We start from the raw sequence: 24,252 nt of genomic DNA on the forward strand, positions 1-24,252 counted from the left end.
TTTCAACATGTCTCAAGACAAAACAATGGAATTTATGGGGATTGCTATGAAATATTTACCGGAGGCTAAGGAGCAATTAGAAAATGCAGGTATTGAATTATCTATGGATCTCATTCAGCCATTTATGACGTTGTTTACGAAAGTCATGCAGGAAGCATATGAACTTGGCGTAAAAGATGCAAAGCAAGAAGAATAAAAACAAGGCTGATTCTCTAACAATAGAGATATCAGCCTTGTTTTATTTATTTTTTAGAGTTTAAAAATGATGAAATGACCGGCTTGATTTGCTTGTATAAAGGTTTCAGGCTTTGTGCAGATGTCATTAATGTGTCAAAATGATTCATAAGTTCGGGTATATTTACATTGTTTATTGCTTTTTCGATTGCTGTTTGGTTTTTAGGACTATTATTCAAAGATTCGTCTTTTGGGTGTGACCGTCTTTTTCCAAATAGCCATTCATGCTCGGACATTCCTTCAACACTTTCCATTTGCTCAGTCTCTTGATTGGGTTCTCTTCTGGATGGAAACATTAGTGTTGAAAAGGGATCTCTTTCATCTTTATTACTCAGCATCATTCTACCTCCTTTCGCCCTTATTAATAGGTTATGAAAAGGAATATAGAATGTATGGACGTTAGAAGGGGAATGTACATAAATAGGATAAAAAGATTGATAAAACGGGGAACTACTGTTAAAATTTTAGTACCAAGTCATAATAATTGATAATAAATGTAGTTATATAAAGGAGCTGGGAACATGAAGGCGGGAATTATCGGTATTGGTAGATGTCTTCCAGATAAAGTGTTAACAAACGCGGATTTAGAAAAAATGGTCGACACCTCTGACGAATGGATTCGCACACGAACAGGTATTGAAGAAAGAAGAATAGCTGAAAAAGGCGTTAATACATCCGATTTAGGCTTCGAAGCTGCAAAAAAAGCAATTGAAGATGCGGAGATTTCACCTGAGGAAATTGGGTTAATATTAGTAGCCACGGTGACACCAGATCAACCGTTTCCTTCTGTCGCTTGTATGTTACAGGAGAAATTAGGTGCAGTAAATGCTGCGGCAATGGATATTAGTGCGGCATGTGCAGGATTTATGTACGGAATGATTACCGCTAAGCAGTTTATTGAGAGCGACAGCTATAAATATGTGCTAGTAGTTGGTGTTGAGAAATTATCAAAAATTACGGATTGGCAAGACCGAAATACAGCTGTATTGTTTGGCGATGGTGCTGGAGCAGTAGTTATGGGAAAAGTAACGGAAGGTAGAGGTATACTGTCTTTCGAACTTGGAGCTGACGGTACAGGTGGAAAGCATCTTTACCAGGAAGATTACATCGTAATGAATGGTAGAGAGGTATTCAAATTCGCAGTCAGACAAATGGGAGAAAGTAGCGTGAATGTTCTTGAGAAGGCAGGGCTTTCAAAGGAAGACGTTGACTTTTTAATTCCACATCAGGCGAATATTCGAATTATGGAGGCTTCAAGACAAAGATTAGAGCTTCCTGAAGAAAAGATGTCGAAAACAGTTGATAAATATGGAAATACCTCAGCAGCATCCATTCCGATTTCATTGGTAGAAGAGGTAGAAGCTGGTAAAATAAAAGAGGATGACCTAATCGTTATGGTAGGCTTTGGCGGAGGATTAACTTGGGGTGCCATTGCCATGCGTTGGGGCAAGTAATTATATAAGTTATTATATTTAATAAAGAAAATCAAAGGAGTTGCCAGACATGACAAATAAAAGAGTTGTTGTAACAGGAGTTGGTGCTGTTACCCCAGTTGGTAATAACGTTGAAACAGCTTGGAACAATGTATTAGCAGGTGTATCTGGTGTAGGACCGCTTACAAGACTAAATGCAGATGAATACCCAGCAAAAGTAGCTGCAGAGGTAAAGGACTTCCAAGTGGAAGATTTCATTGATAAAAAAGATGCTCGAAAAATGGATCGTTTCACTCATTATGCAGTAGCAGCAGCAAAGATGGCGGTTGAAGACTCAGGACTTGAGATTAATGACAGCAACTCGCATAATATTGGTGTTTGGATTGGATCGGGTATCGGTGGAATGGAGACATTTGAAAGTCAGTATGAGACGTTTTTAAGTCGAGGTTATCGAAGAGTTAGTCCGTTTTTTGTACCAATGATGATTCCGGATATGGCAACAGGTCAGGTTTCAATTACACTAGGAGCAAGAGGATTTAACTCTTGTACAGTAACTGCTTGTGCAACGGGTACTAATTCAATCGGTGATGCCTTTAAGGTTATTCAACGAGGTGATGCCATTGCAATGGTAACGGGTGGAGCGGAGGCACCTATTACTAAAATGTCTGTTGCAGGTTTTTGTGCAAACACAGCACTATCAACGAATCCGGACCCAAGTAAGGCAAGCCGTCCTTTCGATCTAAATCGTGATGGTTTTGTTATTGGAGAAGGAGCAGGAATTGTCGTATTAGAAGAATTAGAGCATGCTTTAGCTCGTGGGGCAAAAATCTATGCAGAAATCGTTGGCTATGGAGCAACAGGTGATGCCTACCACATTACTGCACCAGCACCAGGTGGAGAAGGCGGAGCGCGCGCAATGAAAATGGCGATAAACGATGCAGGTTTAAACGTCAATGAAGTGGACTACGTTAACGCACATGGAACAAGTACCGATTACAATGACCGCTTTGAAACATTAGCTCTTAAAGAAGTGTTTGGTGAACATGCGTATAAGCTTGCAGTTAGTTCAACAAAGTCTATGACGGGTCACTTGCTTGGAGCAGCTGGGGGAGTTGAAGCGATCTTTAGCGTATTAGCGATTAAAGAAGGCATGATTCCACCAACGATTAACTATGAAACACCAGACCCAGAATGTGATTTAGACTATGTACCAAATGAAGCTAGAAAACAAGAAGTACAAGTAGCAATGAGCAATTCACTTGGCTTTGGTGGTCATAACGCAACAATCGTTTTTAAAGCATATAAATAAAAATGAAACAGAGTGGAGTAATATCCGCTCTGTTTTTTTATGGCTTTAATCAAGTTTTGGTTATTTTCTCATAGTATGCTATTACAGTGTAAAAGAAATGGGGGAGTTGGGTGGTAGTTGCACGTACAGATGAATGGCTAGATAAAGAATTTTCGAATCCTGTTGCTATATGTGAAAGATTTTTAAAAGAGTTTAACGAAAGTGAATCAAAGCCTATATATGAATATCTTTCCTCATTTGGTATGTACCGACCTAACGGTGCAAGCTTTCGAACATATGAGATATTAAAAAAGAAAAAAACATGGGAAACGATTAACAAAATTTATGAAAAGTATAAAAAAAAGTGGAATGGACCCCAAGTGAATATCTATATTTTCCCTATTACTCAATCAAGCACTTCCTTTTTTAGAGAGCGGAAAACAAGAAAATCTGGGGTTTCTTTCCCGGATAGAATGTTTTTATTTATCGGAGATTATGAGGATGAAAAAGAATTAGAGGCATTATTTGTCCATGAATACCATCATGTGTGCCGGATGGAAAAACAATACAGGGAACCGTTAGAGTTTACTTTACTAGACTCCATTATTTTAGAAGGCTTAGCAGAATTAGAAGTTGAAAAAAACTGTGGCACAGAATACTTGGCTGATTGGTGTCATTATTATAGTAAGGAAGACATAGAAATGTACATGAAGAAATATATCATGTCAAATCTAAAATTGAAAAAAACAGAGGAACAACATGATCGATTATTATTTGGTTTTGGTGCATACCCCAAACTATTAGGTTATGCATGCGGGTATTACCTTGTTAGAAAGTGTTACAAGGAAAATTACTTTTCTACAAAAACTTCATTTACAATTCCAGGAAAGTATTTTATTACGAAAGTCGAAGAAACCTAGTTGTATCAAGGGTTTCAAATACACTTTAAAGCCTTAAAGTAGAGGCTTTTTTTGTTTTCTCAATAACTTGAATGTTTTCAATTGTTAAAAAAATCTTGCAATTGTCATTTAACTGTAATAATATTTTAATCAAATAGAACCAATTAACTGAATAATTAAAAAAACGTAAGAGGTGTCCAATGAGCGTAAATACTCAATTACATAAAGATACACCTTTGCTTGAGGTGAAAAACCTAGAAACTGCATTTTCTATTGATGGTCAATACTATAATGCAGTTGATAATGTGTCATTTTCTGTTAAACCACGGCAAATTGTTGGAATTGTTGGTGAATCAGGTTGTGGTAAATCGGTAATGAGTTTGTCAATTATGAAGCTCCTACCAAAAGGTATCGGTAAAATTAAGTCAGGAAGCATACAATTTGAAGGTGTGCATTTAGAGCAAATGTCAGATAAAGAGATTAATAGTATTCGTGGTAAAGAGATTGCAATGATATTCCAGGAACCTATGACCTCGCTAAATCCAGTGTTTTCAATTGGCTTTCAAATTCAAGAAGTATTATTTAATCATATGAAAATCTCAAAAAAAGAAGCGAGATTAAAGAGTATTGCCTTGTTAAAGAGTGTAGGTATTTCAAGACCAGAGAAAATTATTGATGAGTACCCGCATCAGCTCTCTGGAGGTATGAGGCAAAGAGTAATGATAGCGATTGCAATCGCGTGTCAACCTAGGCTGCTGATTGCTGATGAACCGACGACAGCTCTTGATGTAACGGTTCAAGCACAAATCTTGGAACTGCTTAAAGATATCCAAAAAGTGAATGATATGTCAGTCATTTTAATTACTCATGATCTTGGGGTAGTTGCAGAAATGTGCGATGAAGTCATCGTTATGTATGCAGGTAAGGTTGTTGAAAAAACAGATGTCGATACCTTGTTTCACGATCCAAAACATCCATACACAAAGTTGCTAATGGGGGCTATCCCTCGGATGGATGAGGATGTTGAGGTATTAAGTTCCATTAAAGGGATTGTTCCATCGTTAAAGAACATGCCAAAGGTCGGCTGTAAGTTTTCTGCCCGCTGTCCTCATGCGATGCCAGAATGTACAAGTATCACACCACTTCTAGCCGAAACAGACGAGGGGCACGAAGTTTCCTGCCTGCTTTATCCAACTAGCAGGCCAAGAGAAGGAGTGCAAGCATAATGAACATGGAAGTTAAGGAAACAACATTAAATAAAAAAGATAAGAGAAATAATGATGTTCTTCTCGAGGTGAAAAATCTTAAAACCTACTACCCTATTAAGGGTGGGATCTTTAGAAAAACCGTTGCTGTTGTCAAAGCAGTAGATGATATTTCGTTTAAAATTAAAAAAGGGGAAACACTTGGACTTGTTGGTGAATCTGGCTGTGGGAAATCGACAGCTGGTCGTACTATCTTGCGCCTATTAGATGCAACAGACGGACAGATTATTTTCGACGGAGACGATATTACAAATATTCGTGGGGTATCGCTTCGAAAGGTACGAAAAGATTTTCAAATGGTGTTTCAGGATCCATATGCTTCTCTAAACCCAATGATGATGGTCGGAGATTTAATTTCTGAGCCTATTAGAAATTTCACAAATAAAAGCTCTAAGGAGTTAAAACCAGAAGTAATGGAGCTTTTAACAAAGGTAGGATTACCTGAAGATGCCTATTACAAATATCCTCACGAATTTTCAGGCGGACAAAGACAAAGAATTGGAATTGCGAGAGCGCTTGCATTAAAGCCAAAGTTAATAATTGCGGATGAGCCAGTTTCGGCTCTAGATGTTTCCGTTCAATCACAGGTCTTAAATTTGTTAAAAGAACTTCAAGATGAGTTTGATTTAACCTTCTTGTTTATCGCTCATGATTTAAGTGTAGTAAAACATATGAGTGACCGAATTGGAGTAATGTACTTAGGTGGACTAGTTGAAGTAGCGGAGAAAAGTAGCTTGTATGCCGAGCCGTTGCATCCGTATACACAAGCTTTAATTTCTGCTATTCCTGAGCCAGATCCAAGAAAAAAGAAGGAAAGAATTATTCTGGAAGGCGATGTGCCAAGCCCGATTGATCCGCCAAAAGGGTGCACCTTTCATCCTCGTTGTGCTCATGCAATGCCTGAATGTCAGCAGGTTAAGCCTACTTTAAAGGAGGTGAAGCCTGGGCATAGAGTCGCTTGTCATTTATACAACTAGCAGAAAAAAACTATTTCCGGGGGGAAAACAATGAAAAAGTCAGCATTTTGGCTTGTTTCTGTAATGTTGATCATGTCTCTATTTTTAGCAGCATGTTCGAAGGAAACAGCTAACGAAGAGCCAGCAGAGGGTGATAAGCCAGCTGGAGAAGCAAAAGAAGGCGGTACAGTAACATTTGGTTATACTCAACCATTCAAAGGTGTTTTATCTTATGCATATTACGAAGGAGAAGATGATGTTAATGCTCTTCAATTTATGCATGAAGCTTTAATCAAAACTGGTGATGATTTAACACCACAACCAAACCTTGCTACATGGGAACTTTCTGAAGACCACATGAAATTAACGTTTAAGCTTAAAGAAGGCGTGAAATGGCATGATGGAGAAGAGCTTACTGTAGAAGATATGGAGTATGCTTGGTACTTAATCGCAGATCCAACTTATGAAGGTGCACGTTTTGCTAACGTAGCTATGATTAAGGGTGCTCAAGAATACCATGATGGAACAGCTGAAACAATTGAAGGTATTAAAGTAATTGATGACTACACAATTGAGGTAACAGTTACAGAACCATCTGTAAACTTACTAGATAATATCTGGGTATATCCAGAACCAAAGCATTACTATGGAGATATTTCTTCTAAAGAACTACCAGATTCTGAACAAATTCGTAAAAACCCAATTGGGGTTGGACCTTTCAAGGTTAAGAATATTGTTGCTGGTGAAATGATTGAGTTTGAACGCTTTGATGATTACTGGCAAGGTCCTGCGAAATTAGACGGAGTTGTTTACAAAATCATTGACGGATCTTTAGCACAAGGCTTAATCCAAAACGGTGAAGTAGATGTTATCGAAGCACCGAAGGATCAATGGGCAGCAATTAAAGAGCTTCCAAACGTAAATGCAGTTGAAGCAGATGCAATGTCTTACAGCTATATCGGATTTGACTGGGGTCATTACGACACTGAAAAGGGTGTAGTTGTATCTGATAACCAAAAATTCCAAAACAAAGCTTTACGTCATGCAATGGCTCACGCTATTGATCGTCAAGCATTTATCGATGGTTTTGCAAACGGCTTAGGAAAACCATTAAATACACCATTCCCTTCAGTTTCATGGGCAAAAATTGATGATTCTGAAATTAATGGATATGAATTTGATGTAGAAAAAGCAAAAGAATTACTTGATGAAGCTGGTTACAAAGATGTAGATGGCGATGGTTTCGTTGAAGATCCAGAAGGAAAGCCATTTACTGTGAACTTTGATGCAATGGCTGGTGCTGAAACTTCAGAAGCACGTGCTCAATTCATCATTCAATCTTGGCAAGCGATTGGTCTTAATGCAAAGCTTAACGGTGGAGCATTAAAAGACTTTAACTTATTCTATGACACAATTGAAGCTGATGATCCTTCTGTTGAAACATTCATGGGTGCATGGGGACTTGCTGCAGATCCAGATCCAGCAGGAATTTGGTTATCTACAGACAAGTGGAACATGTGGAGATGGTACTCTGAAGAGTCTGATGAGTTAATCAAGAAGGGTGTAACATTCCCAGAAGATGAGAGCATGGATATTACTGAGCACCGTCAACAATATTATGATGAGTGGCAAAAACTAGTTAACGAAGAGTTACCAATCATTTTCTTCGAACAACGTGTTGATCCATGGGCAATCAATAAGCGTGTTCAAAACGTAAAAGTTACTCCATTCGGAACAGAAGACTTCCATTTATGGGCTGTAACGGAGTAATGAAAATTACATTTTAGTTTGATAAGGGGAATTGAGCATGCTACAATACACAATTCGTAGACTAATAGGTATGATTCCAATTATTTTCCTTATCTCAGTAGTGGTATTTTCCCTGGCAAAGCTTATGCCAGGGGATGCCCTATCTGGTAAAATCGATCCACTAAATTCAGATCCAGCTTATATAGAAGAAATGCGTGAAAAGATGGGATTAAACGACCCTATTCATGTACAGTACATTCGCTGGATGAGTGGAGTGGTCAAGGGAGATTTTGGTGATTCATTCGTACACAAACGCGAAGTAATGGAATTGGTTGGTGATCGCCTTCCAAACACAATCATTTTAGGAGTATCTGCACTTTTAATCACGTATTGTTTAGCTTTTTTAATGGGGAGATTTTCAGGGCGATACGCATATAGTATCGGGGATTACCTCATTTCAGGATTTAACTATTTAGCTCTAGCCATTCCGAGCTTTGTTGCAGCATTAGTTGCTATTTATATTTTCTCTATTAATTTAGGTTGGGTACCTGCCACAGGAAGTATCGGCTCAGGTGTGGAACCTGGTACATTTGAGTATTTTATTAGTAAAGCGAAACATACGATATTGCCGGCTCTAGTGCTAGGATCTCTCGCTACTGCATCCTATACACAATTTTTGCGTAATGATATGATCGAAAGCTCTCGTAAAGATTATGTTCGTACTGCAAGAGCGAAAGGTACGAAAGAATCAACGATTTATAATAAGCATATTTTAAGAAATTCCATTATCCCAATTGTTACGTTATTAGGATTTGATATTGCCAGTATTTTTGGTGGTGCAATTATTACAGAAACCATCTTTACATATCCGGGAATCGGGTATCTGTTTGTTGAGTCAGTTAATGCTCGTGACTATTCTGTTATGATGGCGATTGCCATGATGTTAACGGTTCTAACATTAATAGGTAATTTAATAGCAGATCTATTGTACGGATTAGTAGATCCACGAATTCGTTTAAGTTAGGGTAGGTGAGAGAATGGAACCAGTTACACAACCAACTACAGCGGCTGTTGGGAGCATGATTAAGCCTCCGAAGAGCCAATCACCATGGGCTCTCGCCCGCCGGAAATTTTTGAAAAATAAAATAGCCATGATTAGTTTGGCATTTTTAATCATTGTTACTTTGTTATCTATCTTTGCTGAGCCTTTAACGGTCCCAGTCGAAGAAACAGCTAAAATCAATCTTACTCAGATGAGTAAGGAGCCATCGGCTGAGCACTTTTTTGGAACAGATAAGTCTGGAAGAGATGTGTTTGCTAGAACCTTACACGGTGGGCAAACGTCACTATTACTTGCATTCTCTATTACGATTTCAGTCATAACTATCGGTTCTATTGTTGGTGCGACTGCAGGTTTCTTCGGTGGATGGGTTGATAATGCGTTAATGAGATTTACTGATTTTATGATGAACTTCCCATTTTTACTATTTGTAATTGTATTAAAGTCGATTTTCTTAGAATCTAGCACAGCTACCCTAATTTTTGTTATTTCGGTACTGAGCTGGACAGGTACAGCTCGTCTCGTTAGAAGTAAGGTAATGGCTGAAAAGGAAAATGAGTATATTTTAAGTGCGATTTCAATTGGATGCTCGCCTTTTAAAACGATTACAAAGCACTTACTTCCAAACGTTATGTCTACAATAATCGTACAAGCAACATTAACGTTAGCTGTTATGATTGTTGCAGAAACAGGTCTTAGCTTTTTAGGTTTTGGTGTACCGATGAATATACCAAGCTGGGGAAATATGCTTCAGGAAGCACGCAGTCCTGATGTGTTGACTAGTAAATGGTGGATTTGGATTCCGCCCGCAGCAGTGCTAACTGGCACGATTTTATCCATTAATTTTATAGGTGAAGGGTTTAAAGACGCCTTTAACCCTAAATCAAACAGATAAATCTACCAATTCAAACTGGTAGATTTTTTTTGTCTACATAAGTTGTCCACTAGTAACATATGTATGTAGAAAAGAGAGCTGGGGGAAGGGCGATGGAGAGAGTGGGGAAATCTCTATGATTATGAGGGTTTTCCTTTTGCTTACTGGTTTTGGACTAGCAGTACTCGGGGGGATAAGTACAGTTGCATACCTAAACTTATTAACGACAGGATATACGATGATGGACTATCTTGAATTTATTAAGGGTCGTGTAGAGTGCTATCTATTTCTAGTTGGTATGTTGATTATATGGTTAAGTATTTATTTTCCGGGTAAAGAGGAATAAAACATAAATTGGATTAAGATTTCATAAAAGGAATAAATTAACGGTAACCTGCCCATACTGAGTGACAAACAGTTTGTGAAGTGAGGGGTTAATTCATGTTGTATCTTCATGATGTTTGGGTAAATTGGTTTGAAGGAGAAGAGAACGGATACAATATCTGTCACTTTCATGAGTGGCGGAAAGATGACGGAGTCGAACTTCTAGATCAGGTTCCATTGTTAAAGGTTGAGTCAGTGTTGTTTAACTATATTGAAAATGATCTTTCTGAACTCCCGCAGCAGCTATTGGACGATGTTTATCAAAAGGCATATTTACGTAAAAATCACGAGCGTATACAGCTAGAATATTGCTTTGTCGTCACTGATGGTACGGGAATATTAGTAGTGGATACTATCGGCTACAATATACCTATTCGAAAGAGTAGGTTGATTCCACGGCAAGAGCAGCTAGTTTATGAGATGATCGATAAGCATGACACCATTCCGTATGCATTTAATGATCATTCTTCATTAAAAGAATTTCATATTTTATCACCAGCACCAGAGCTAATGAACGGGTTAACTAGAAAAGAGAGACAACTAAAGCAGTTGTTATTTATGGCCCTAGACCAGCTTCACTCATCAAATAACGCCGCAGAAGTAAGATACTGGTACACAGAGTGGAATCCAGAAAAGTATTCGGAGATTCAAGACCTAACATTTGAAAATGTTTGGCAGGAATTATATGAAAATACAAAGTACGGTTGGTCCTTAAAGCATGAGAACTTTTGTGAAAACTTAATAAAAGGGCAGCCCTTCTTTGAAAAGTTATGGGAGATGGAGCATGGTCCGAAAGTAAATTAAAAAGGCTGGATATCCAGCCTTTTTAGTTTACTTTCTTTTTCTTCCTAGCCCCATGGCGTTTTCCATTTTCTTAACCATTTTACTAGCAACTTGATTTGCTTTAGCTGCGCCTCTATCAAGGATTTCATCTAATTCAGTAGATTCCATTAACTGATGGTATTTTTTCTGAATCGGTTCAAATTCAGAAATTAGAACTTGTGCTAGTTCTGATTTAAAGTCTCCGTATCCTTTACCTTCATACTGATTCTCTAATTCTTCAATCGTTTTTCCAGTTAGGATGGAGTAGATTGATAATAAATTCGAAACCCCTGGTTTATTTTCTTTGTCAAACTTTACTAGCCCTTCAGAGTCAGTAACAGCGCTTTTAATTTTCTTTTCTATTTGCTTTGGCTCATCCAATAATGAAATAAAAGCCTTTTGATTAGGGTCAGACTTACTCATCTTTTTCGTTGGATCTTGTAAGGACATAATACGAGCGCCAACTTTTGCAATTCGTACCTCTGGAATAGTGAAAATATCATTGTACTTCTTATTAAAGCGCTCCGCTAAATCACGTGTAAGTTCTAAATGTTGCTTCTGATCTTCTCCCACTGGAACAAGGTCCGTGTTGTAAAGCAAAATATCTGCAACCATTAATGGTGGATAAGTAAGTAATCCAGCAGAAACCGCGTCTTTCCCAGCAGATTTATCTTTAAACTGTGTCATTCTCTCAAGCTCTCCAATATAGGATATACATTGGAACATCCAGCCTGCCTGTGCGTGTGCCGGAACTTCAGATTGAATAAATAAAGTTACTTTTTCAGGATCTAATCCAACCGCTATGTATAAGGCAGCGAGACTACGAATATTTTTTCTAAGTTGCTGAGCATCCTGAGGGACCGTAATAGCGTGTTGGTCTACGATACAGAAATAACAGTTATATTCATTTTGAAGCTCAACGAACTGTTTTAATGCTCCTATGTAATTTCCTAGTGTTATCATTCCGCTCGGTTGGATACCAGAGAAGATGGTTTTCATGAAAGTTCCTCCTTTTAAGTGGAAAAAACCACCCCTCCAATCTAATACAAGGAAAGAGTGGCAAAATATTAACCACAAACTTAAAATCACTCATCAATTATGTAATAAGTTGCTTATTAAAAATTATAAGTAACTATTCTCTTTTAATCAAGAACTACCGCTTATATATAGTAGAAGAAGAGCGCTAGTAGACAAAGAGCTAAATTTATAAAACCTACAAACAGTAACGGAGAATATTTAATAGTAATTATTTGTGATAGTGGTCTCATTTCATCCACGTTTTCTCTTGTTACATCTTTTTCAGCAAAAATTAATCGAAAAGATTTGGTTACGACGTCAAAAAATCCTGTGTTCACTGTAAAAATTGCTAATGAGATAAATATTAGCAAACTTGATATATAGAAGCCTTTATTAATGTAGTTTAGAAGTGAAATGCTATTACTGAAAAACATTAGGATGAAAATAATTAATTGAGAGCATAATAAAAGAGCTAAATTTAGCTTTGTTTTAACCGTTTTCATTAGGTAATCCTTTCTAAAATTATTATATCTGTAAAACAATAAATCAAAAAACTAGTTGGTCGGGTTAGATATTCTTTTTCTAATAAATGCTAATTATATCATAGTATATCTAAAGTCGATGTTAACAATTATAACAATAGTGTAAAATTTTTTTGAAAAAACATGTACAAACCGTAAATTAAATGTATAATAACTAATGTACAACTTTTCAGAAAAAACAATCTAAGGAGGTCTATCAATGAAAAAGTCAAAATTTTCATTGCTTTTAGTCCTTACACTAGTACTTAGCATGTTTTTAGCTGCATGTTCTGGTGGCAATAAAGAGGACGAGGCAACACCTGATAATGATTCAGAAGCAACAGGTTCTGAATTAGCTGAAAACCAAGAAATCACAGTATTAGAATCTGCTGAGATTCCATCAATGGACTCTGTGCTTGCTGAGGACACTGTAGGTTTCACAATGATCAACAACGTTAACGAAGGTCTTTTCCGTTTAGACCAGGAACAAAATCCAATTCCTGCATTATCTGACGGTGAACCAACTGTTAGCGAAGACGGAACTGTTTACACATTCAAACTTAGAGAAGCTAAATGGTCTAATGGTGATGCTGTAACAGCTAACGACTTCGTATATGCATGGCAACGAGCACTTTTACCTGATTCTGCTTCATTCTACGGTCCATACATAATGACTGGAGTAATTAAAAACGCAGATAAAGTGAAAGCTGGAGAAGTTGACCCAAGCGAGCTTGGAGTTAAAGCTTTAAGTGATACTGAATTAGAAGTTACACTTGAAAAGCCAGTTGCTTACATCAATGCTTTATTGGCTTTCCCTACATTCTATCCACAAAATCAAAAGTTTGTTGAAGAAAAAGGCGCTGATTACGCAAAGAATGCTGAAAACCTAATCTTTAACGGTCCTTTCAAAATGACTAAGTGGGATGGGGTTGCTGCTACTGAGTGGACTCTTGAAAAGAACGAAGAGTACTGGGATGCAGAAAATGTTACTTTAACTAAAATCAACTATAATACATCTAAAGATCCACAAGCAGCAGCAAATGCTTTCGAAGCAGGACAAGCTGATGTAACACCAAAATTATCAACACCTGCGGTTATCTCACAATATGAGGGAGATTCTCGCCTTGTAACTTGGTTAGAGCCAACTGAATTCTGGTTAAAGTTTAACCAAGAAAATGAAGCTCTAGCTAACAAAAACATTCGTATGGCTCTTGCTCTAGCATTCGATAAAGATGCTCTAGTAAACGATATTCTTCAAAATGGTTCTCTTGCTGCAAACTACGCAGTTCCTGCTGAGTTTGTAAAGCATCCTGAAACTGGTGAAGACTTCCGTGCTGCAAACGGAGACTACAACACTTATGACGCTGAAAAAGCAAAAGAATATTGGACAAAAGGTCTTGAAGAGCTTGGAGTTGAAACTCTAGAATTAAACTTCCTAGGTGGAGACACTGAAACTTCAAAAACAGTTGATGCATTCATTAAGGATCAACTACAAACAAACCTTGAAGGTTTAACAATTAACTTAGAAAGTGTTCCATTCTCTGTACGTCTTGACCGTGAGGATACTCAAGACTATGATATCCTTCATGCAGGTTGGGGCCCTGACTATCCAGATCCAATGACATATTCTGATCTTTGGTTAACTGGTGGCGGACACAACAAAATGTCTTACTCTAACGCTAAGTATGACGAGTTAGTTAAATCTGCTCAAAATGAATTAGCTGCTGAGCCAGCTGAGCGTTTTGAAGCATTACAAGAAGCTGAGAAGGTATTAATGGAAGATGCAGCTCTTGCTCCAACATACCAACGTGCTTCAAACCTATTAGTGAACGAAAAGCTTGAAGGTTTTACTTACCATATCTTTGGACCAGAGTATAGCTGGAAGTTTGCAAAACTAAATAAATAATTTACCATATAATTAATATGGTGAAATGATGTACAATGAAATAGGAGAGAGAGTATATTCGCTTAAATATACTCTCTTTTTCCCTGTCATTAAATTGTCGAAAGATGGGGAAAATTCAAAATAAATAGGAGGTGCACGAATGGTTAAATATATAGGCCAAAGGGTCATTTATATGTTAATTACTTTGTTTCTAATTGCCTCAATGACGTTTTTCTTAATGAAGCTTATTCCAGGAACACCATTTAAAAACCAAGCGAAAATGTCAGATGAGCAACTAGAGATGATGCTTGAATATTATAAGCTTGATGAACCAGTTCCGGTTCAGTATGTGGCGTATATGACAAACTTAGTTAAGGGTGACTTAGGTACTTCTTATCAATTTGCCAATACACCAGTATCAGAATTATTAGGTGCAAGGATTGGTGCCTCTGCTTTATTAGGCTTTCAAGCACTATTAGTAGGTACGATTGTCGGTATCATTCTTGGGGTATTAGGAGCGCTAAGGCAAAATACGTGGGTAGATTACGGAACGACGTTTATAGCCGTTATTGGTAAATCCATTCCTTCGTTTGTTTTTGCTGGATTGCTTCAGTATTATGTAGGTGTAAAACTAGGTTGGTTCCCTGTTGCGTTCTGGAAAGGTCCTGAATACACGGTTATGCCAACGATTGCACTTTCCATGTTCCCAATTGCCATTGCAGCTCGTTTTATGAGAACTGAAATGGTAGAAGTATTGGGTTCTGATTATATAACACTAGCAAGAGCTAAAGGTGCAAACTATTTTGAAATCGCATTTAAGCATGCTTTAAGAAATGCTTTAATTCCAGTTATTACTGTATTAGGTCCGCTTGCTGTAAGCTTAATGACCGGTTCCCTTGTTATTGAAAAGATTTTCTCTGTTCCAGGACTAGGAGAGCAGTTTGTAAAATCTGTTCAGGTGAATGACTATTCGGTCATTATGGCGACAACTTTGTTATTTGCGTTCCTATTTATTGTTGTTATTTTAGTAGTTGATATTCTTTACGGCTTGATTGATCCAAGAATTCGTTTAGCGGGAGGGAAGAAATAATGGCACAATTTGATGAGAAAATCAGCAAAGACCAATTTGAGCCCGCTATTATTGATGCATCAACAAGTGAGCGCATTTCCAAACCAAGTCTAAACTATTGGCAAGATGCGTGGTTACGAGTTAGAAAAAACAAAGGTGCGATTGTAAGTTTAGTAGTTATCGGAATTTTAATTATTATGGCTTTAATTGGGCCATCATTAAGTAAGTTTGAGTTTGATAAGCAAAACACGAAACATGCTAACTTACCACCTCGTATTGAGGCATTAGAAAATATATCTTGGTTACCATTTGATGGAACAAGAACGTTAAAAAATGGTAATGTGGTAAATCCATATGAGCAAAAGCAAATTGAAGAGTACTACTGGTTTGGTACGGATGCTCTTGGAAGAGACCAATTTTCTCGTGTTTGGAAAGGGATGCAAATCTCCCTATATATCGCATTTTTAGCGGCTTTTATTGATATGGTTATCGGTGTTGCCTTTGGTGCTATTTCTGGTTACTTTGGTGGGCGTATTGATAATATTATGCAAAGAATCATTGAAGTACTTTCGGGAATTCCAAATCTAGTCATTGTTATTTTGATGATTATTGTATTAAAGCCAGGTATTATCTCAATTACAGTAGCATTGACCATTACCGGTTGGGTTAGTATGGCGCGTGTCGTTCGTGCCCAAGTATTAAAATTGAAAAACCAAGAATTTGTTTTAGCGTCTCGCACACTTGGTGCTAGCCATGCGAAAATTATCTTTAAACATTTAATTCCTAATCTCGCAGGTGTTATCATTATTAACACAATGTTTACGATACCTAACGCAATATTCTTTGAAGCCTTCTTAAGCTTTATCGGTTTAGGTCTTCAAGAGCCATTAGCATCATTAGGAACACTTATTGATGAAGGATTTAAATCAATGATTGCCTTCCCATACCAAATGCTAGTTCCTGCGATTATTATTTCTGTCATTATGATTGCATTTAATATGATTGCAGATGGTCTTCGTGACGCGTTAGATCCTAAAATGAGAGACTAAGGCAGGTGAAATAAGATGTCAAAAATATTAGAAGTAAATAACTTAAATATATCTTTCCATACGTTTGCTGGTGAAGTAAAAGCGATTCGTGGAGCTAACTTTCATCTTAATAAAGGTGAAACTCTTGCCATCGTTGGAGAATCTGGTTCAGGTAAGTCTGTAACAACAAAGGCTATTATGCGTCTTTTACCTGAGAGTAACTCTGAGATTAAAGAGGGTCAAATCTTATTTGATGGAAAAGATTTAACGAAATTATCGGACAAGCAAATGCAAGCGATTCGTGGTAAGGAAATTTCTATGATCTTTCAGGACCCAATGACTTCTTTAAATCCAACAATGACAGTTGGTAAGCAAATCATAGAACCAATTATTAAACACCAAAATATGAGTAAATCTGCTGCTAAGCAACGTGCCATTGAACTTTTAAAGCTTGTTGGAATTCCTATGGCTGAGGAACGCTTTAAACAATATCCTCATCAATTCTCTGGTGGGATGAGACAGAGGGTTGTTATCGCGATTGCTTTAGCATGTAATCCAAAAATATTGATTGCTGACGAACCAACTACTGCTTTAGATGTAACGATTCAAGCACAAATTTTGGAACTAATGAAGGATTTGCAGAAAAAAATTGATACTTCTATTATCTTTATTACGCATGACTTAGGTGTGGTTGCCAATGTTGCAGACCGAGTAGCAGTTATGTACGGTGGGAAAATTATTGAGATTGGTACAGTAGATGAAATTTTCTACAATCCGCAGCATCCGTATACATGGGGTCTAATTAGCTCGATGCCTGATTTGGATACAGCTGAAGATGAGCTTTATGCCATTCCAGGATCACCACCAGACCTTCTTAACCCTCCAAAGGGAGATGCGTTTGCACCGCGTAACGAATATGCGATGAAAATTGATTTAGAACAAGAGCCTCCAATGTTTAAAGTTTCGGATACACATTACGCAGCAACATGGCTACTTCATCCGGATGCTCCAAAGGTAGAGCCGCCAGCAGCTGTTATGAAGAGAAGAGAAATGTATCCAGGTTACAATAATAAATAAGGAGGTAAATCAATGGAAACTAGAAAGAAATTGCTTGAAATTAAAAATTTAAAGCAATACTTTAATGTCGGTAAGCCCAACGAAGTCAGAGCGGTTGATGGAATTAGTTTCGATATATATGAAGGTGAAACATTAGGCCTCGTAGGAGAGTCAGGGTGTGGGAAATCTACTACTGGTCGAACAATTATTCGACTTTATGATGCAACAGACGGAGAAGTCTTATACGATGGGGTTAATGTACATGGGAAAAAATCTAAGGAAGAGTTAAAGGCATTTAATCATAAAATGCAAATGATCTTCCAGGATCCATACGCTTCATTAAATCCGAGAATGAAAGTTTCTGATGTAATTGCTGAAGGGATCGATATCCACGGTCTAGCAAAAACGAAAGAAGATCGAATGAACAAAGTGTATGAACTATTAGAAACGGTTGGATTAAACAAAGAGCATGCGAACCGTTATCCACATGAATTCTCAGGTGGTCAAAGACAACGTATTGGTATTGCTCGTGCTCTAGCAGTTGATCCAGACTTCATCATTGCTGATGAACCCATCTCAGCTCTTGACGTGTCAATTCAAGCACAAGTTGTTAACTTAATGAAAAAGCTTCAAAAGGAAAAAGGGTTAACTTACTTATTTATTGCACATGACCTTTCAATGGTGAAGTATATCAGTGACCGAATTGGAGTTATGTACTTTGGAAAGCTTGTAGAACTAGCTCCAGCTGATGAATTATATAATAATCCAAAGCACCCATACACTCAATCTTTGCTTTCTGCAATTCCACTTCCAGATCCTATATCAGAGCGTTCAAGAAAACGCAAAACTTATGATCCCAAAATGCATAATTACCATGCGGATGAATCCGTTGAATTACGTGAAGTATCACCAGGACATTTCGTTCTATGTTCTGAGAAGGAATTCGCACAATACATGAAATAAGAAAAACGATCTCGAAGACGAGATCGTTTTTCATTTGAAGAAAGATATGCTATAGGTTATCATAAGTAAAAAGTGAAGCGCTTACGATACGTGATAAAGAGATAAATATATTATTTTCTTTTTCCGCCAACTTGTTTCCAGCCGGTTTGAAATTTTGCTGATTGGTCTACAAATTCTGTTTTTTGCTTACCACCAAACAACTTCTCACCAATTCCATTTGTAACGACTCCTAAAACAGCGGTGATTCCAATAATTAATAAGGCAACAATGGTAAGGTCGGTAATATAATTAACCATAATAAACCTCCTTTATGAATAACTGGCGTAAGCGCGGTTATGTAATTCCCACTACTTTCTATTCTAAAGAATTATCCTTAGTATGAAAAGAGTAATATTAACAAAAAATTGTATCGTAAGAAATCTTTCTATATTCAAATATAGTTCATAAACGATAAATCCATTAAAAGGAGTATTATATGCACTGGTATGAAAAATTAAATCAATATTTTCCAATTGAAGAAATGAAGTCAAAGGAACATATGGAAACCCTTCTAAAAGAGAAATCGTCTATATATCACAAAGACGAAGGAAAGTATCACGTGTTAATGTATGCGGAATTTGACCAGTTTCTATTCATTGATTATTTATATGTTTCTGGTGAAGCGAGAGGGAAGGGGTTAGGACATCAACTTTTAGATAAGCTGAAACAGAAGGAAAAACCAATCATTTTAGAAGTTGAACCAATTAACTATAAAGATAGCGATACAGAAAAGAGATTACGTTTTTATAAACGTGAAGGTTTTGAACATGCAAGCAAAATTGGATATGAAAGAAGATCGTTAGCAACAAATGAAGTGAATACCATGGAAATTCTTTATTGGTCACCTGGACATGAAAGCGAAGAGGCGATATTTGAAGGTATGAAACAAGCATACAAATTGATTCACACATATAAGGATATTGAGTTTTATGGAGAGTCATATGAACCAGTAGAAGAGGTATTAAGTTTTGACCAAAAACATGAGACAACGGACCTATTAAAAGATATTTAATGAACATTGGACAGTTGCCACTGTGAGGTGACTGTTTTTCATTTTCATTAGCTAACTGAGAATTATATTAAGGTTTACTCCAACTAAAATCTGGGTAAATAAAGTAGAAACATAAAAATACTCGTATTTTTTTAAAAAAAGTAAGGGAAAAATGAAACTTTTCTCTCACCTTTTACGTATATAGACTATCTAGCCAATAAATTTGTTGTATTTATCGTAATTTAAAACTTTCGAAAAAAGGATACCTTTTTACTCAGATTTGATGTATAATAATTAATATAAATTACTAATTTAAAGTGATTTTAAATAATACGTCAAATGACCAAAATATCTCCCAACATAGATTTTATAAGTTAAATTTAAAGGAGTGTGAGTTAGTTAATGGTAACATTATACACTTCACCAAGTTGTACATCATGCCGTAAAGCGAAAATTTGGCTAGAAGAACACGATATTCCTTATACAGAGAGAAATATTTTTTCTGAACCATTATCTATTGATGAAATCAAAGAGATTCTTCGAATGACTGAAGATGGAACAGATGAAATTATTTCAACTAGATCAAAAACGTTTCAAAAGCTAGATGTTAATTTAGAGACTATGCCTCTTCAGGATTTATTTGAGTTGATCAAAGATAACCCTGGTTTACTGCGTAGACCTATCATAATTGATGAGAAGAGACTTCAAGTCGGGTATAATGAGGATGAAATCCGTCGCTTCCTACCAAGAAGAGTCCGAACGTTTCAATTACGTGAAGCTCAACGCTTGGTTAATTAAATGATTTTAAACCTTCGATTGGAATCGAAGGTTTTTTATCTATTATTGGTTTAAAAATAGCTATAATAGATAATTATGTAGGAAGAAAAGTATTAAATATGGGTGTTAGTTGGTTTTTTGAAATGTGTAACATTTTATTTCCCTTTATTGTATTTTTGTCATAAAATATAAATACGAGGCAACAATACGGTTAACATATGCCTCAGGAAATACTAAAGACTAGATCGTTTTTCTGCATGAGGGTAAGTCCCTTCCAAAAATGCAAGAAGGGAGAGGTTAGTGTTGGAAATCGAACGTATTAACGATAATACAGTCAAGTTTTATATTTCATACGGGGATATTGAAGAAAGAGGATTTGACCGTGATGAAATCTGGTATAATCGTGAAAAAAGTGAAGAGCTTTTTTGGGAAATGATGGATGAGGTTCATCAAGAGGAAGAATTTATGATTGAAGGCCCTCTTTGGATCCAGGTCCAGGCTCTTGACAAAGGTCTTGAAGTTCTCGTAACAAAAGCACAAATATCAAAAGATGGGCAGAAGTTCGAACTTCCTATCACAGATGAAAGGCTGAAAGATATTCCTGTAGATGAAAGAATTGAGGAATTGCTTGATCAGCATTTTAATACAAAAGCAGACGATGAAGATGATGATTCATACGAAGATACACTTGAGTTCCTGATTGCCTTTAAAGACTTTGAAGACATAATATCACTCTCAAATCGTAATATTTTAGAAGACTTATCAACAAAATTATATTCCTTCGAAGGTAAATATTATTTATATGTTGATTTTCCAGAAGAGGAGTATGATGAAGAGGATATCGATAATAGCTTAAGTTTATTATTAGAATATGGACATGAAACAGCGATCACCATTCATCGTGTAGAAGAGTATGGAAAACTAATTATGTCTGAGAATGTTTTCTCTGAAATAAGAAGACACTTTAAATAATCATCCGATTTCAATAAATGAAATCGGTTTTTTACTTTTTGGACAAAGAGTTTATCCTCTTACTTTTGAGGGAATAGTAAGGCAATGTTTTAGAGGGGGTAGCTATGAAAAATTTCGTTAGAATTCTTTTATTTATTGCGGTTTTAGCTATTCTTTATTTTCTTCTCCAAGGAAAAGTGTATGAAGGATTATTCCGATATATTAGTATTCTAACTACATTATCAGTTATTTTTATTGGAGCAGTAATTTTTTTAGAAAATAGACATCCTACACAGACATTAACATGGTTAATTGTACTAGGTAGTTTTCCATTAGTAGGTTTCTTTTTTTATTTGCTGTTTGGAAGGAACCATAGAAAGGAAAGAATGTTTCGTCGTAAATTTTCCCTGGACCAACAAAATTACTTGAAATACGAACGTGGAAGAGACCCTATTAGTGAAGAAAAGATAAAAGTACTGGGAGAAGATCAGCAAAGGTTATTCCATTTAGCCCACCGTATAGGCCATAGTCCGATATCATTTGCCACATCTACTAAGGTGTTATCGAATGGCGATTCCACCTTTTATGAAATTTTAGAAGAGCTTAAAAAGGCTATGCATCACATCCATTTGGAATATTATATCGTTCGCCACGATGAGATTGGCCAACAAATAAAAAACATCTTGATCCATAAGGTGAAAGAAGGTGTGAAAGTTCGCTTTCTATACGACGCTGTGGGATCGTGGAAGCTGCCGAGCGTATACATACAAGAGCTTAAAGAAGCTGGTGTGGAGGTCGTTCCATTTGGTCCGGTTCGTATCCCTTTCTTAAATAGTAAATTTAACTTTAGAAACCATCGTAAAATTATTGTTATAGACGGGAATATTGGGTTTGTTGGGGGATTAAATATTGGTGATGAATATTTAGGTCGTAATGATTCCTTTGGATTTTGGAGAGATACACATTTACTTGTCAAAGGAGAAGCGGTAAGAACGTTACAGTTAATTTTCCTTAAAGATTGGTACTATATGACGAATCAAAGTTTTCTTAATTCTGAATACCTTTCACCTGATCTTGAGGAGAACATTCATGGTGGCGTTCAGTTAATTGCTGGTGGTCCAGATAATGAACATAGTGTGATTAAGACGATCTTTTTTGCTATGATTACATCCGCAAAGGAATCTGTTTGGATTGCTTCTCCCTATTTCATTCCAGATGAAGATATTTTTTCAGCAATAAAAGTAGCAGCATTAAGTGGTATTGATGTACGTATTCTTGTGCCTTATAAACCGGATAAACGGATTGTTTTTCATGCTTCCCGTTCCTATTTTCCAGAGCTTTTGGAGGCTGGAGTCAAAGTGTACGAATACGAAAAAGGATTTATGCATAGTAAAATATTAATTATCGATAAGAAGATTGCTTCGATAGGTACATCGAATATGGATATGAGGAGTTTTCATTTAAACTTTGAAGTAAATGCCTTTTTATACGGTACAAGAAGTGTTGAAATGTTAGTCCATGAATATGTAAGTGATATTACTTTTTCTAGGCAGATCAATCTTGCTCAATTTACAAAGCGTCATTTTGGATTAAAGCTGTTAGAATCTACATCGAGGCTATTATCTCCACTTTTATAAAAAATCTCCTAGCCGAAAACAGCTAGGAGATTTTTTATGGAGGAATTAACGAGTAAGGAAGAGAATTATTAAGCAGAAAGGAGATGATTCATTGTTAACGGCTAAAAATCAATATGGAGAGACCGTTTATATTGGTGAATTGATAAAGAAGGAGGGAGTACATGGATTAAGGGAAAACCATTATTTTTGTCCAGTATGTAAGGGGAAAGTAATTGTTAAGCTTGGTGTTCAGCGAATCAGTCACTTTGCTCATGTTCAATTGTCACCTTTATGTGTTGAATACGATCGAGAATCTGCGTATCATATGCAAGCAAAAATGCAGCTCTTTCAATGGCTTGAAACAGAATGCTCAAAAGCTGAATTGGAAGTATTTCTACCTGAGATCATGCAAAGACCAGATCTTATGTTTACGTTCCTAGGAAACACATACTGTGTTGAATATCAATGTTCCCCGATATCAGAGGAGATTTTTGAAAAGCGGACAAATGGGTATTTATCAAGTGGTATGACACCTTTATGGATACTAGGTGCAAATAGAGTTCATAGGAAACAAACCAATCTAATTACTCTTCCAAAATTTCAATCCTTGTTTATTAAAAGAAATAATACAGGAGACTGGTATTTACCATCATATTGTCCTAGTCTAAAGAGCTTTATTTCGATAACGAATTTGCACCCGCTTTCTCCACATACGATGCAATGTGACTACGATGTAATTCCTCATTCTCAACTACACTTACCTCAATGGTTAAACCCAATTTTTCAGAATACCTTTTATGTTTATAACTGGCGTAAAGGAATTCAACATGTAAAAGACAATATTATTCGTTTTCACACACACAAGCTCTTCCTGCAGGAGCTGTACAGGAATCAACTTCACCTCTATCTCCTCCCGCCCTATGTTGGAGTACCACTAAAAGATAATCTATTACTCGAAACCTCCCCAATCATTTGGCAAATGTATGTTTTATTAGATAATATATTTTCGAAAGAGGTAGGGATCATCCTTACAAAAGAGGACGTGTATAAACAATTAATCAAGCGTATAAATAGGAACCATATTAAAGTTAGAAACCATCTAAAGCCAAGTGTGGATCAACTATTGGCATTAATTCGAGAGTATTTTTATCTATTGATCAAGTGCCAAGTCCTTAATGAAATCAAGCCTAATGTATATAGGTATGAGAACCCTATGTCTTTTCCGAGTACTATTAGTGAAGCTAGTAAATTTGAAGAACAATTTTATAAGAATCTTACTAATGAAAAGATTGTTTGGTATTAATGAACTCGCCGCTGTTAACATACACTAGGGTGTAGTGGATTTTTCCTAGATAGAAGCAGGATTTTATTAATT

The 24,252-nt window shown here is 36.5% G+C and carries 25 protein-coding genes; 21 read left to right on the forward strand and 4 right to left on the reverse strand.

Features of this window, described 5'->3' with window-relative positions; genetic code table 11:
* The first annotated feature begins 7 nt into the window (after positions 1-7).
* Positions 8-196: a ComZ family protein gene (locus ACRX5O_RS12880; protein ID WP_433906332.1), complete on the forward strand. Its 189-nt coding sequence runs from the start codon at positions 8-10 to the stop codon at positions 194-196.
* Between the two features lie 46 nt (positions 197-242).
* Here ACRX5O_RS12880 and ACRX5O_RS12885 read toward each other — a convergent pair whose 3' ends face one another.
* Positions 243-572, reverse strand: coding sequence for a hypothetical protein (locus ACRX5O_RS12885; protein WP_433906333.1), 330 nt, complete (start codon positions 570-572; stop codon positions 243-245).
* A 183-nt stretch (positions 573-755) separates the two neighbouring features.
* On the opposite strand from ACRX5O_RS12885, the gene ACRX5O_RS12890 reads away from it, so the two are divergent.
* The 10 genes from ACRX5O_RS12890 (at position 756) to ACRX5O_RS12935 (ending at position 10,946) form a co-directional block, all read left to right on the forward strand.
* The gene (locus tag ACRX5O_RS12890) at positions 756-1,688 is read left to right on the forward strand and encodes a beta-ketoacyl-ACP synthase III (protein ID WP_433906334.1); all 933 of its coding nucleotides are present in this window, start codon (positions 756-758) and stop codon (positions 1,686-1,688) included.
* Positions 1,689-1,737: 49 nt separating this feature from the next.
* Complete coding sequence (fabF, locus tag ACRX5O_RS12895; RefSeq protein ID WP_433906335.1) at positions 1,738-2,976, forward strand: beta-ketoacyl-ACP synthase II; 1,239 nt, start codon at positions 1,738-1,740, stop codon at positions 2,974-2,976.
* 110 nt (positions 2,977-3,086) lie between these two features.
* Positions 3,087-3,875: a DUF2268 domain-containing putative Zn-dependent protease gene (locus ACRX5O_RS12900; RefSeq protein ID WP_433906336.1), complete on the forward strand. Its 789-nt coding sequence runs from the start codon at positions 3,087-3,089 to the stop codon at positions 3,873-3,875.
* A gap of 179 nt (positions 3,876-4,054) precedes the next feature.
* A complete protein-coding gene (locus ACRX5O_RS12905; RefSeq protein ID WP_433906337.1) occupies positions 4,055-5,080 on the forward strand; it encodes an ABC transporter ATP-binding protein in 1,026 nt (341 codons plus the stop codon).
* Positions 5,081-5,085: 5 nt separating this feature from the next.
* Positions 5,086-6,096 (forward strand): ABC transporter ATP-binding protein, encoded by a 1,011-nt coding sequence (locus ACRX5O_RS12910; RefSeq protein ID WP_433906486.1) that lies wholly within the window; start codon positions 5,086-5,088, stop codon positions 6,094-6,096.
* A 30-nt stretch (positions 6,097-6,126) separates the two neighbouring features.
* Positions 6,127-7,845 carry an oligopeptide ABC transporter substrate-binding protein gene (gene opp4A, locus ACRX5O_RS12915; protein ID WP_433906338.1) on the forward strand — a complete coding sequence of 573 codons (1,719 nt, stop codon included), beginning with the start codon at positions 6,127-6,129 and terminating at the stop codon, positions 7,843-7,845.
* Positions 7,846-7,882: 37 nt separating this feature from the next.
* The gene (gene opp4B, locus ACRX5O_RS12920) at positions 7,883-8,848 is read left to right on the forward strand and encodes an oligopeptide ABC transporter permease (protein ID WP_251521370.1); all 966 of its coding nucleotides are present in this window, start codon (positions 7,883-7,885) and stop codon (positions 8,846-8,848) included.
* A gap of 13 nt (positions 8,849-8,861) precedes the next feature.
* Positions 8,862-9,779, forward strand: coding sequence for an oligopeptide ABC transporter permease (opp4C, locus tag ACRX5O_RS12925; RefSeq protein WP_433906339.1), 918 nt, complete (start codon positions 8,862-8,864; stop codon positions 9,777-9,779).
* A gap of 115 nt (positions 9,780-9,894) precedes the next feature.
* Complete coding sequence (locus ACRX5O_RS12930; protein WP_433906340.1) at positions 9,895-10,104, forward strand: YuzI family membrane protein; 210 nt, start codon at positions 9,895-9,897, stop codon at positions 10,102-10,104.
* Positions 10,105-10,199: 95 nt separating this feature from the next.
* Complete coding sequence (locus ACRX5O_RS12935; RefSeq protein ID WP_433906341.1) at positions 10,200-10,946, forward strand: YjbA family protein; 747 nt, start codon at positions 10,200-10,202, stop codon at positions 10,944-10,946.
* 27 nt (positions 10,947-10,973) lie between these two features.
* Here the strand turns inward: ACRX5O_RS12935 and trpS are convergent, their stop codons facing one another.
* Positions 10,974-11,963, reverse strand: coding sequence for a tryptophan--tRNA ligase (gene trpS / locus ACRX5O_RS12940; RefSeq protein WP_433906342.1), 990 nt, complete (start codon positions 11,961-11,963; stop codon positions 10,974-10,976).
* Between the two features lie 161 nt (positions 11,964-12,124).
* Positions 12,125-12,484, reverse strand: coding sequence for a DUF3899 domain-containing protein (locus ACRX5O_RS12945; RefSeq protein ID WP_433906343.1), 360 nt, complete (start codon positions 12,482-12,484; stop codon positions 12,125-12,127).
* 238 nt (positions 12,485-12,722) lie between these two features.
* Between ACRX5O_RS12945 and ACRX5O_RS12950 the strand changes: the two genes are divergently transcribed.
* The 5 genes from ACRX5O_RS12950 to ACRX5O_RS12970 all read left to right on the forward strand — a co-directional run bounded on the left by ACRX5O_RS12950 (position 12,723) and on the right by ACRX5O_RS12970 (position 18,503).
* Positions 12,723-14,408, forward strand: coding sequence for a peptide ABC transporter substrate-binding protein (locus ACRX5O_RS12950; RefSeq protein ID WP_433906344.1), 1,686 nt, complete (start codon positions 12,723-12,725; stop codon positions 14,406-14,408).
* A gap of 139 nt (positions 14,409-14,547) precedes the next feature.
* Positions 14,548-15,477, forward strand: coding sequence for an oligopeptide ABC transporter permease (opp3b, locus tag ACRX5O_RS12955; RefSeq protein ID WP_251521385.1), 930 nt, complete (start codon positions 14,548-14,550; stop codon positions 15,475-15,477).
* On the forward strand, positions 15,477-16,505 hold the full coding sequence (gene opp3C / locus ACRX5O_RS12960; protein WP_251521389.1) for an oligopeptide ABC transporter permease: 1,029 nt from the start codon (positions 15,477-15,479) through the stop codon (positions 16,503-16,505). The genes opp3b and opp3C overlap by 1 nt, the downstream gene beginning before the upstream one ends.
* Before the next feature lie 15 nt (positions 16,506-16,520).
* Entirely contained in the window at positions 16,521-17,561 is a 1,041-nt protein-coding gene (locus tag ACRX5O_RS12965) for an ABC transporter ATP-binding protein (RefSeq protein ID WP_433906345.1), read from the forward strand.
* 12 nt (positions 17,562-17,573) lie between these two features.
* Entirely contained in the window at positions 17,574-18,503 is a 930-nt protein-coding gene (locus ACRX5O_RS12970; protein WP_433906346.1) for an ABC transporter ATP-binding protein, read from the forward strand.
* Between the two features lie 110 nt (positions 18,504-18,613).
* On the opposite strand, the gene ACRX5O_RS12975 is transcribed toward ACRX5O_RS12970, so the two are convergent.
* Positions 18,614-18,799: a hypothetical protein gene (locus ACRX5O_RS12975; RefSeq protein ID WP_119707261.1), complete on the reverse strand. Its 186-nt coding sequence runs from the start codon at positions 18,797-18,799 to the stop codon at positions 18,614-18,616.
* A gap of 179 nt (positions 18,800-18,978) precedes the next feature.
* Here ACRX5O_RS12975 and ACRX5O_RS12980 point away from each other — a divergent pair, with 179 nt between their 5' ends.
* The 5 genes from ACRX5O_RS12980 to ACRX5O_RS13000 all read left to right on the forward strand — a co-directional run bounded on the left by ACRX5O_RS12980 (position 18,979) and on the right by ACRX5O_RS13000 (position 24,180).
* Complete coding sequence (locus tag ACRX5O_RS12980; RefSeq protein ID WP_433906347.1) at positions 18,979-19,554, forward strand: GNAT family N-acetyltransferase; 576 nt, start codon at positions 18,979-18,981, stop codon at positions 19,552-19,554.
* 381 nt (positions 19,555-19,935) lie between these two features.
* Positions 19,936-20,331 carry a transcriptional regulator SpxA gene (gene spxA / locus ACRX5O_RS12985; protein ID WP_119707263.1) on the forward strand — a complete coding sequence of 132 codons (396 nt, stop codon included), beginning with the start codon at positions 19,936-19,938 and terminating at the stop codon, positions 20,329-20,331.
* A gap of 282 nt (positions 20,332-20,613) precedes the next feature.
* Positions 20,614-21,282 (forward strand): adaptor protein MecA, encoded by a 669-nt coding sequence (gene mecA / locus ACRX5O_RS12990; protein WP_433906348.1) that lies wholly within the window; start codon positions 20,614-20,616, stop codon positions 21,280-21,282.
* 104 nt (positions 21,283-21,386) lie between these two features.
* Positions 21,387-22,898, forward strand: a complete 1,512-nt coding sequence (gene cls / locus ACRX5O_RS12995) for a cardiolipin synthase (protein WP_433906349.1) — start codon at positions 21,387-21,389, stop codon at positions 22,896-22,898.
* Positions 22,899-22,989: 91 nt separating this feature from the next.
* Positions 22,990-24,180 (forward strand): competence protein CoiA, encoded by a 1,191-nt coding sequence (locus ACRX5O_RS13000; RefSeq protein WP_433906350.1) that lies wholly within the window; start codon positions 22,990-22,992, stop codon positions 24,178-24,180.
* The last annotated feature ends 72 nt before the right edge of the window (positions 24,181-24,252 follow it).

The sequence above is a fragment of the Robertmurraya mesotrionivorans genome, from assembly GCF_050971805.1.
Taxonomy (GTDB): domain Bacteria; phylum Bacillota; class Bacilli; order Bacillales; family Cytobacillaceae; genus Robertmurraya_A.

What these genes read in the sequence shown, in the direction of transcription:
- ACRX5O_RS12880 (WP_433906332.1), top strand. Translation starts at nt 8, where the DNA reads ATGTCTCAAGACAAAACAATGGAATTTATGGGGATTGCTATGAAATAT.
- ACRX5O_RS12885 (WP_433906333.1), bottom strand. Translation starts at nt 572, where the DNA reads ATGCTGAGTAATAAAGATGAAAGAGATCCCTTTTCAACACTAATGTTT.
- ACRX5O_RS12890 (WP_433906334.1), top strand. Translation starts at nt 756, where the DNA reads ATGAAGGCGGGAATTATCGGTATTGGTAGATGTCTTCCAGATAAAGTG.
- fabF (WP_433906335.1), top strand. Translation starts at nt 1,738, where the DNA reads ATGACAAATAAAAGAGTTGTTGTAACAGGAGTTGGTGCTGTTACCCCA.
- ACRX5O_RS12905 (WP_433906337.1), top strand. Translation starts at nt 4,055, where the DNA reads ATGAGCGTAAATACTCAATTACATAAAGATACACCTTTGCTTGAGGTG.
- ACRX5O_RS12910 (WP_433906486.1), top strand. Translation starts at nt 5,086, where the DNA reads ATGGAAGTTAAGGAAACAACATTAAATAAAAAAGATAAGAGAAATAAT.
- opp4A (WP_433906338.1), top strand. Translation starts at nt 6,127, where the DNA reads ATGAAAAAGTCAGCATTTTGGCTTGTTTCTGTAATGTTGATCATGTCT.
- opp4B (WP_251521370.1), top strand. Translation starts at nt 7,883, where the DNA reads ATGCTACAATACACAATTCGTAGACTAATAGGTATGATTCCAATTATT.
- opp4C (WP_433906339.1), top strand. Translation starts at nt 8,862, where the DNA reads ATGGAACCAGTTACACAACCAACTACAGCGGCTGTTGGGAGCATGATT.
- ACRX5O_RS12930 (WP_433906340.1), top strand. Translation starts at nt 9,895, where the DNA reads ATGATTATGAGGGTTTTCCTTTTGCTTACTGGTTTTGGACTAGCAGTA.
- ACRX5O_RS12935 (WP_433906341.1), top strand. Translation starts at nt 10,200, where the DNA reads ATGTTGTATCTTCATGATGTTTGGGTAAATTGGTTTGAAGGAGAAGAG.
- trpS (WP_433906342.1), bottom strand. Translation starts at nt 11,963, where the DNA reads ATGAAAACCATCTTCTCTGGTATCCAACCGAGCGGAATGATAACACTA.
- ACRX5O_RS12945 (WP_433906343.1), bottom strand. Translation starts at nt 12,484, where the DNA reads ATGAAAACGGTTAAAACAAAGCTAAATTTAGCTCTTTTATTATGCTCT.
- ACRX5O_RS12950 (WP_433906344.1), top strand. Translation starts at nt 12,723, where the DNA reads ATGAAAAAGTCAAAATTTTCATTGCTTTTAGTCCTTACACTAGTACTT.
- opp3b (WP_251521385.1), top strand. Translation starts at nt 14,548, where the DNA reads ATGGTTAAATATATAGGCCAAAGGGTCATTTATATGTTAATTACTTTG.
- opp3C (WP_251521389.1), top strand. Translation starts at nt 15,477, where the DNA reads ATGGCACAATTTGATGAGAAAATCAGCAAAGACCAATTTGAGCCCGCT.
- ACRX5O_RS12965 (WP_433906345.1), top strand. Translation starts at nt 16,521, where the DNA reads ATGTCAAAAATATTAGAAGTAAATAACTTAAATATATCTTTCCATACG.
- ACRX5O_RS12970 (WP_433906346.1), top strand. Translation starts at nt 17,574, where the DNA reads ATGGAAACTAGAAAGAAATTGCTTGAAATTAAAAATTTAAAGCAATAC.
- ACRX5O_RS12975 (WP_119707261.1), bottom strand. Translation starts at nt 18,799, where the DNA reads ATGGTTAATTATATTACCGACCTTACCATTGTTGCCTTATTAATTATT.
- ACRX5O_RS12980 (WP_433906347.1), top strand. Translation starts at nt 18,979, where the DNA reads ATGCACTGGTATGAAAAATTAAATCAATATTTTCCAATTGAAGAAATG.
- spxA (WP_119707263.1), top strand. Translation starts at nt 19,936, where the DNA reads ATGGTAACATTATACACTTCACCAAGTTGTACATCATGCCGTAAAGCG.
- cls (WP_433906349.1), top strand. Translation starts at nt 21,387, where the DNA reads ATGAAAAATTTCGTTAGAATTCTTTTATTTATTGCGGTTTTAGCTATT.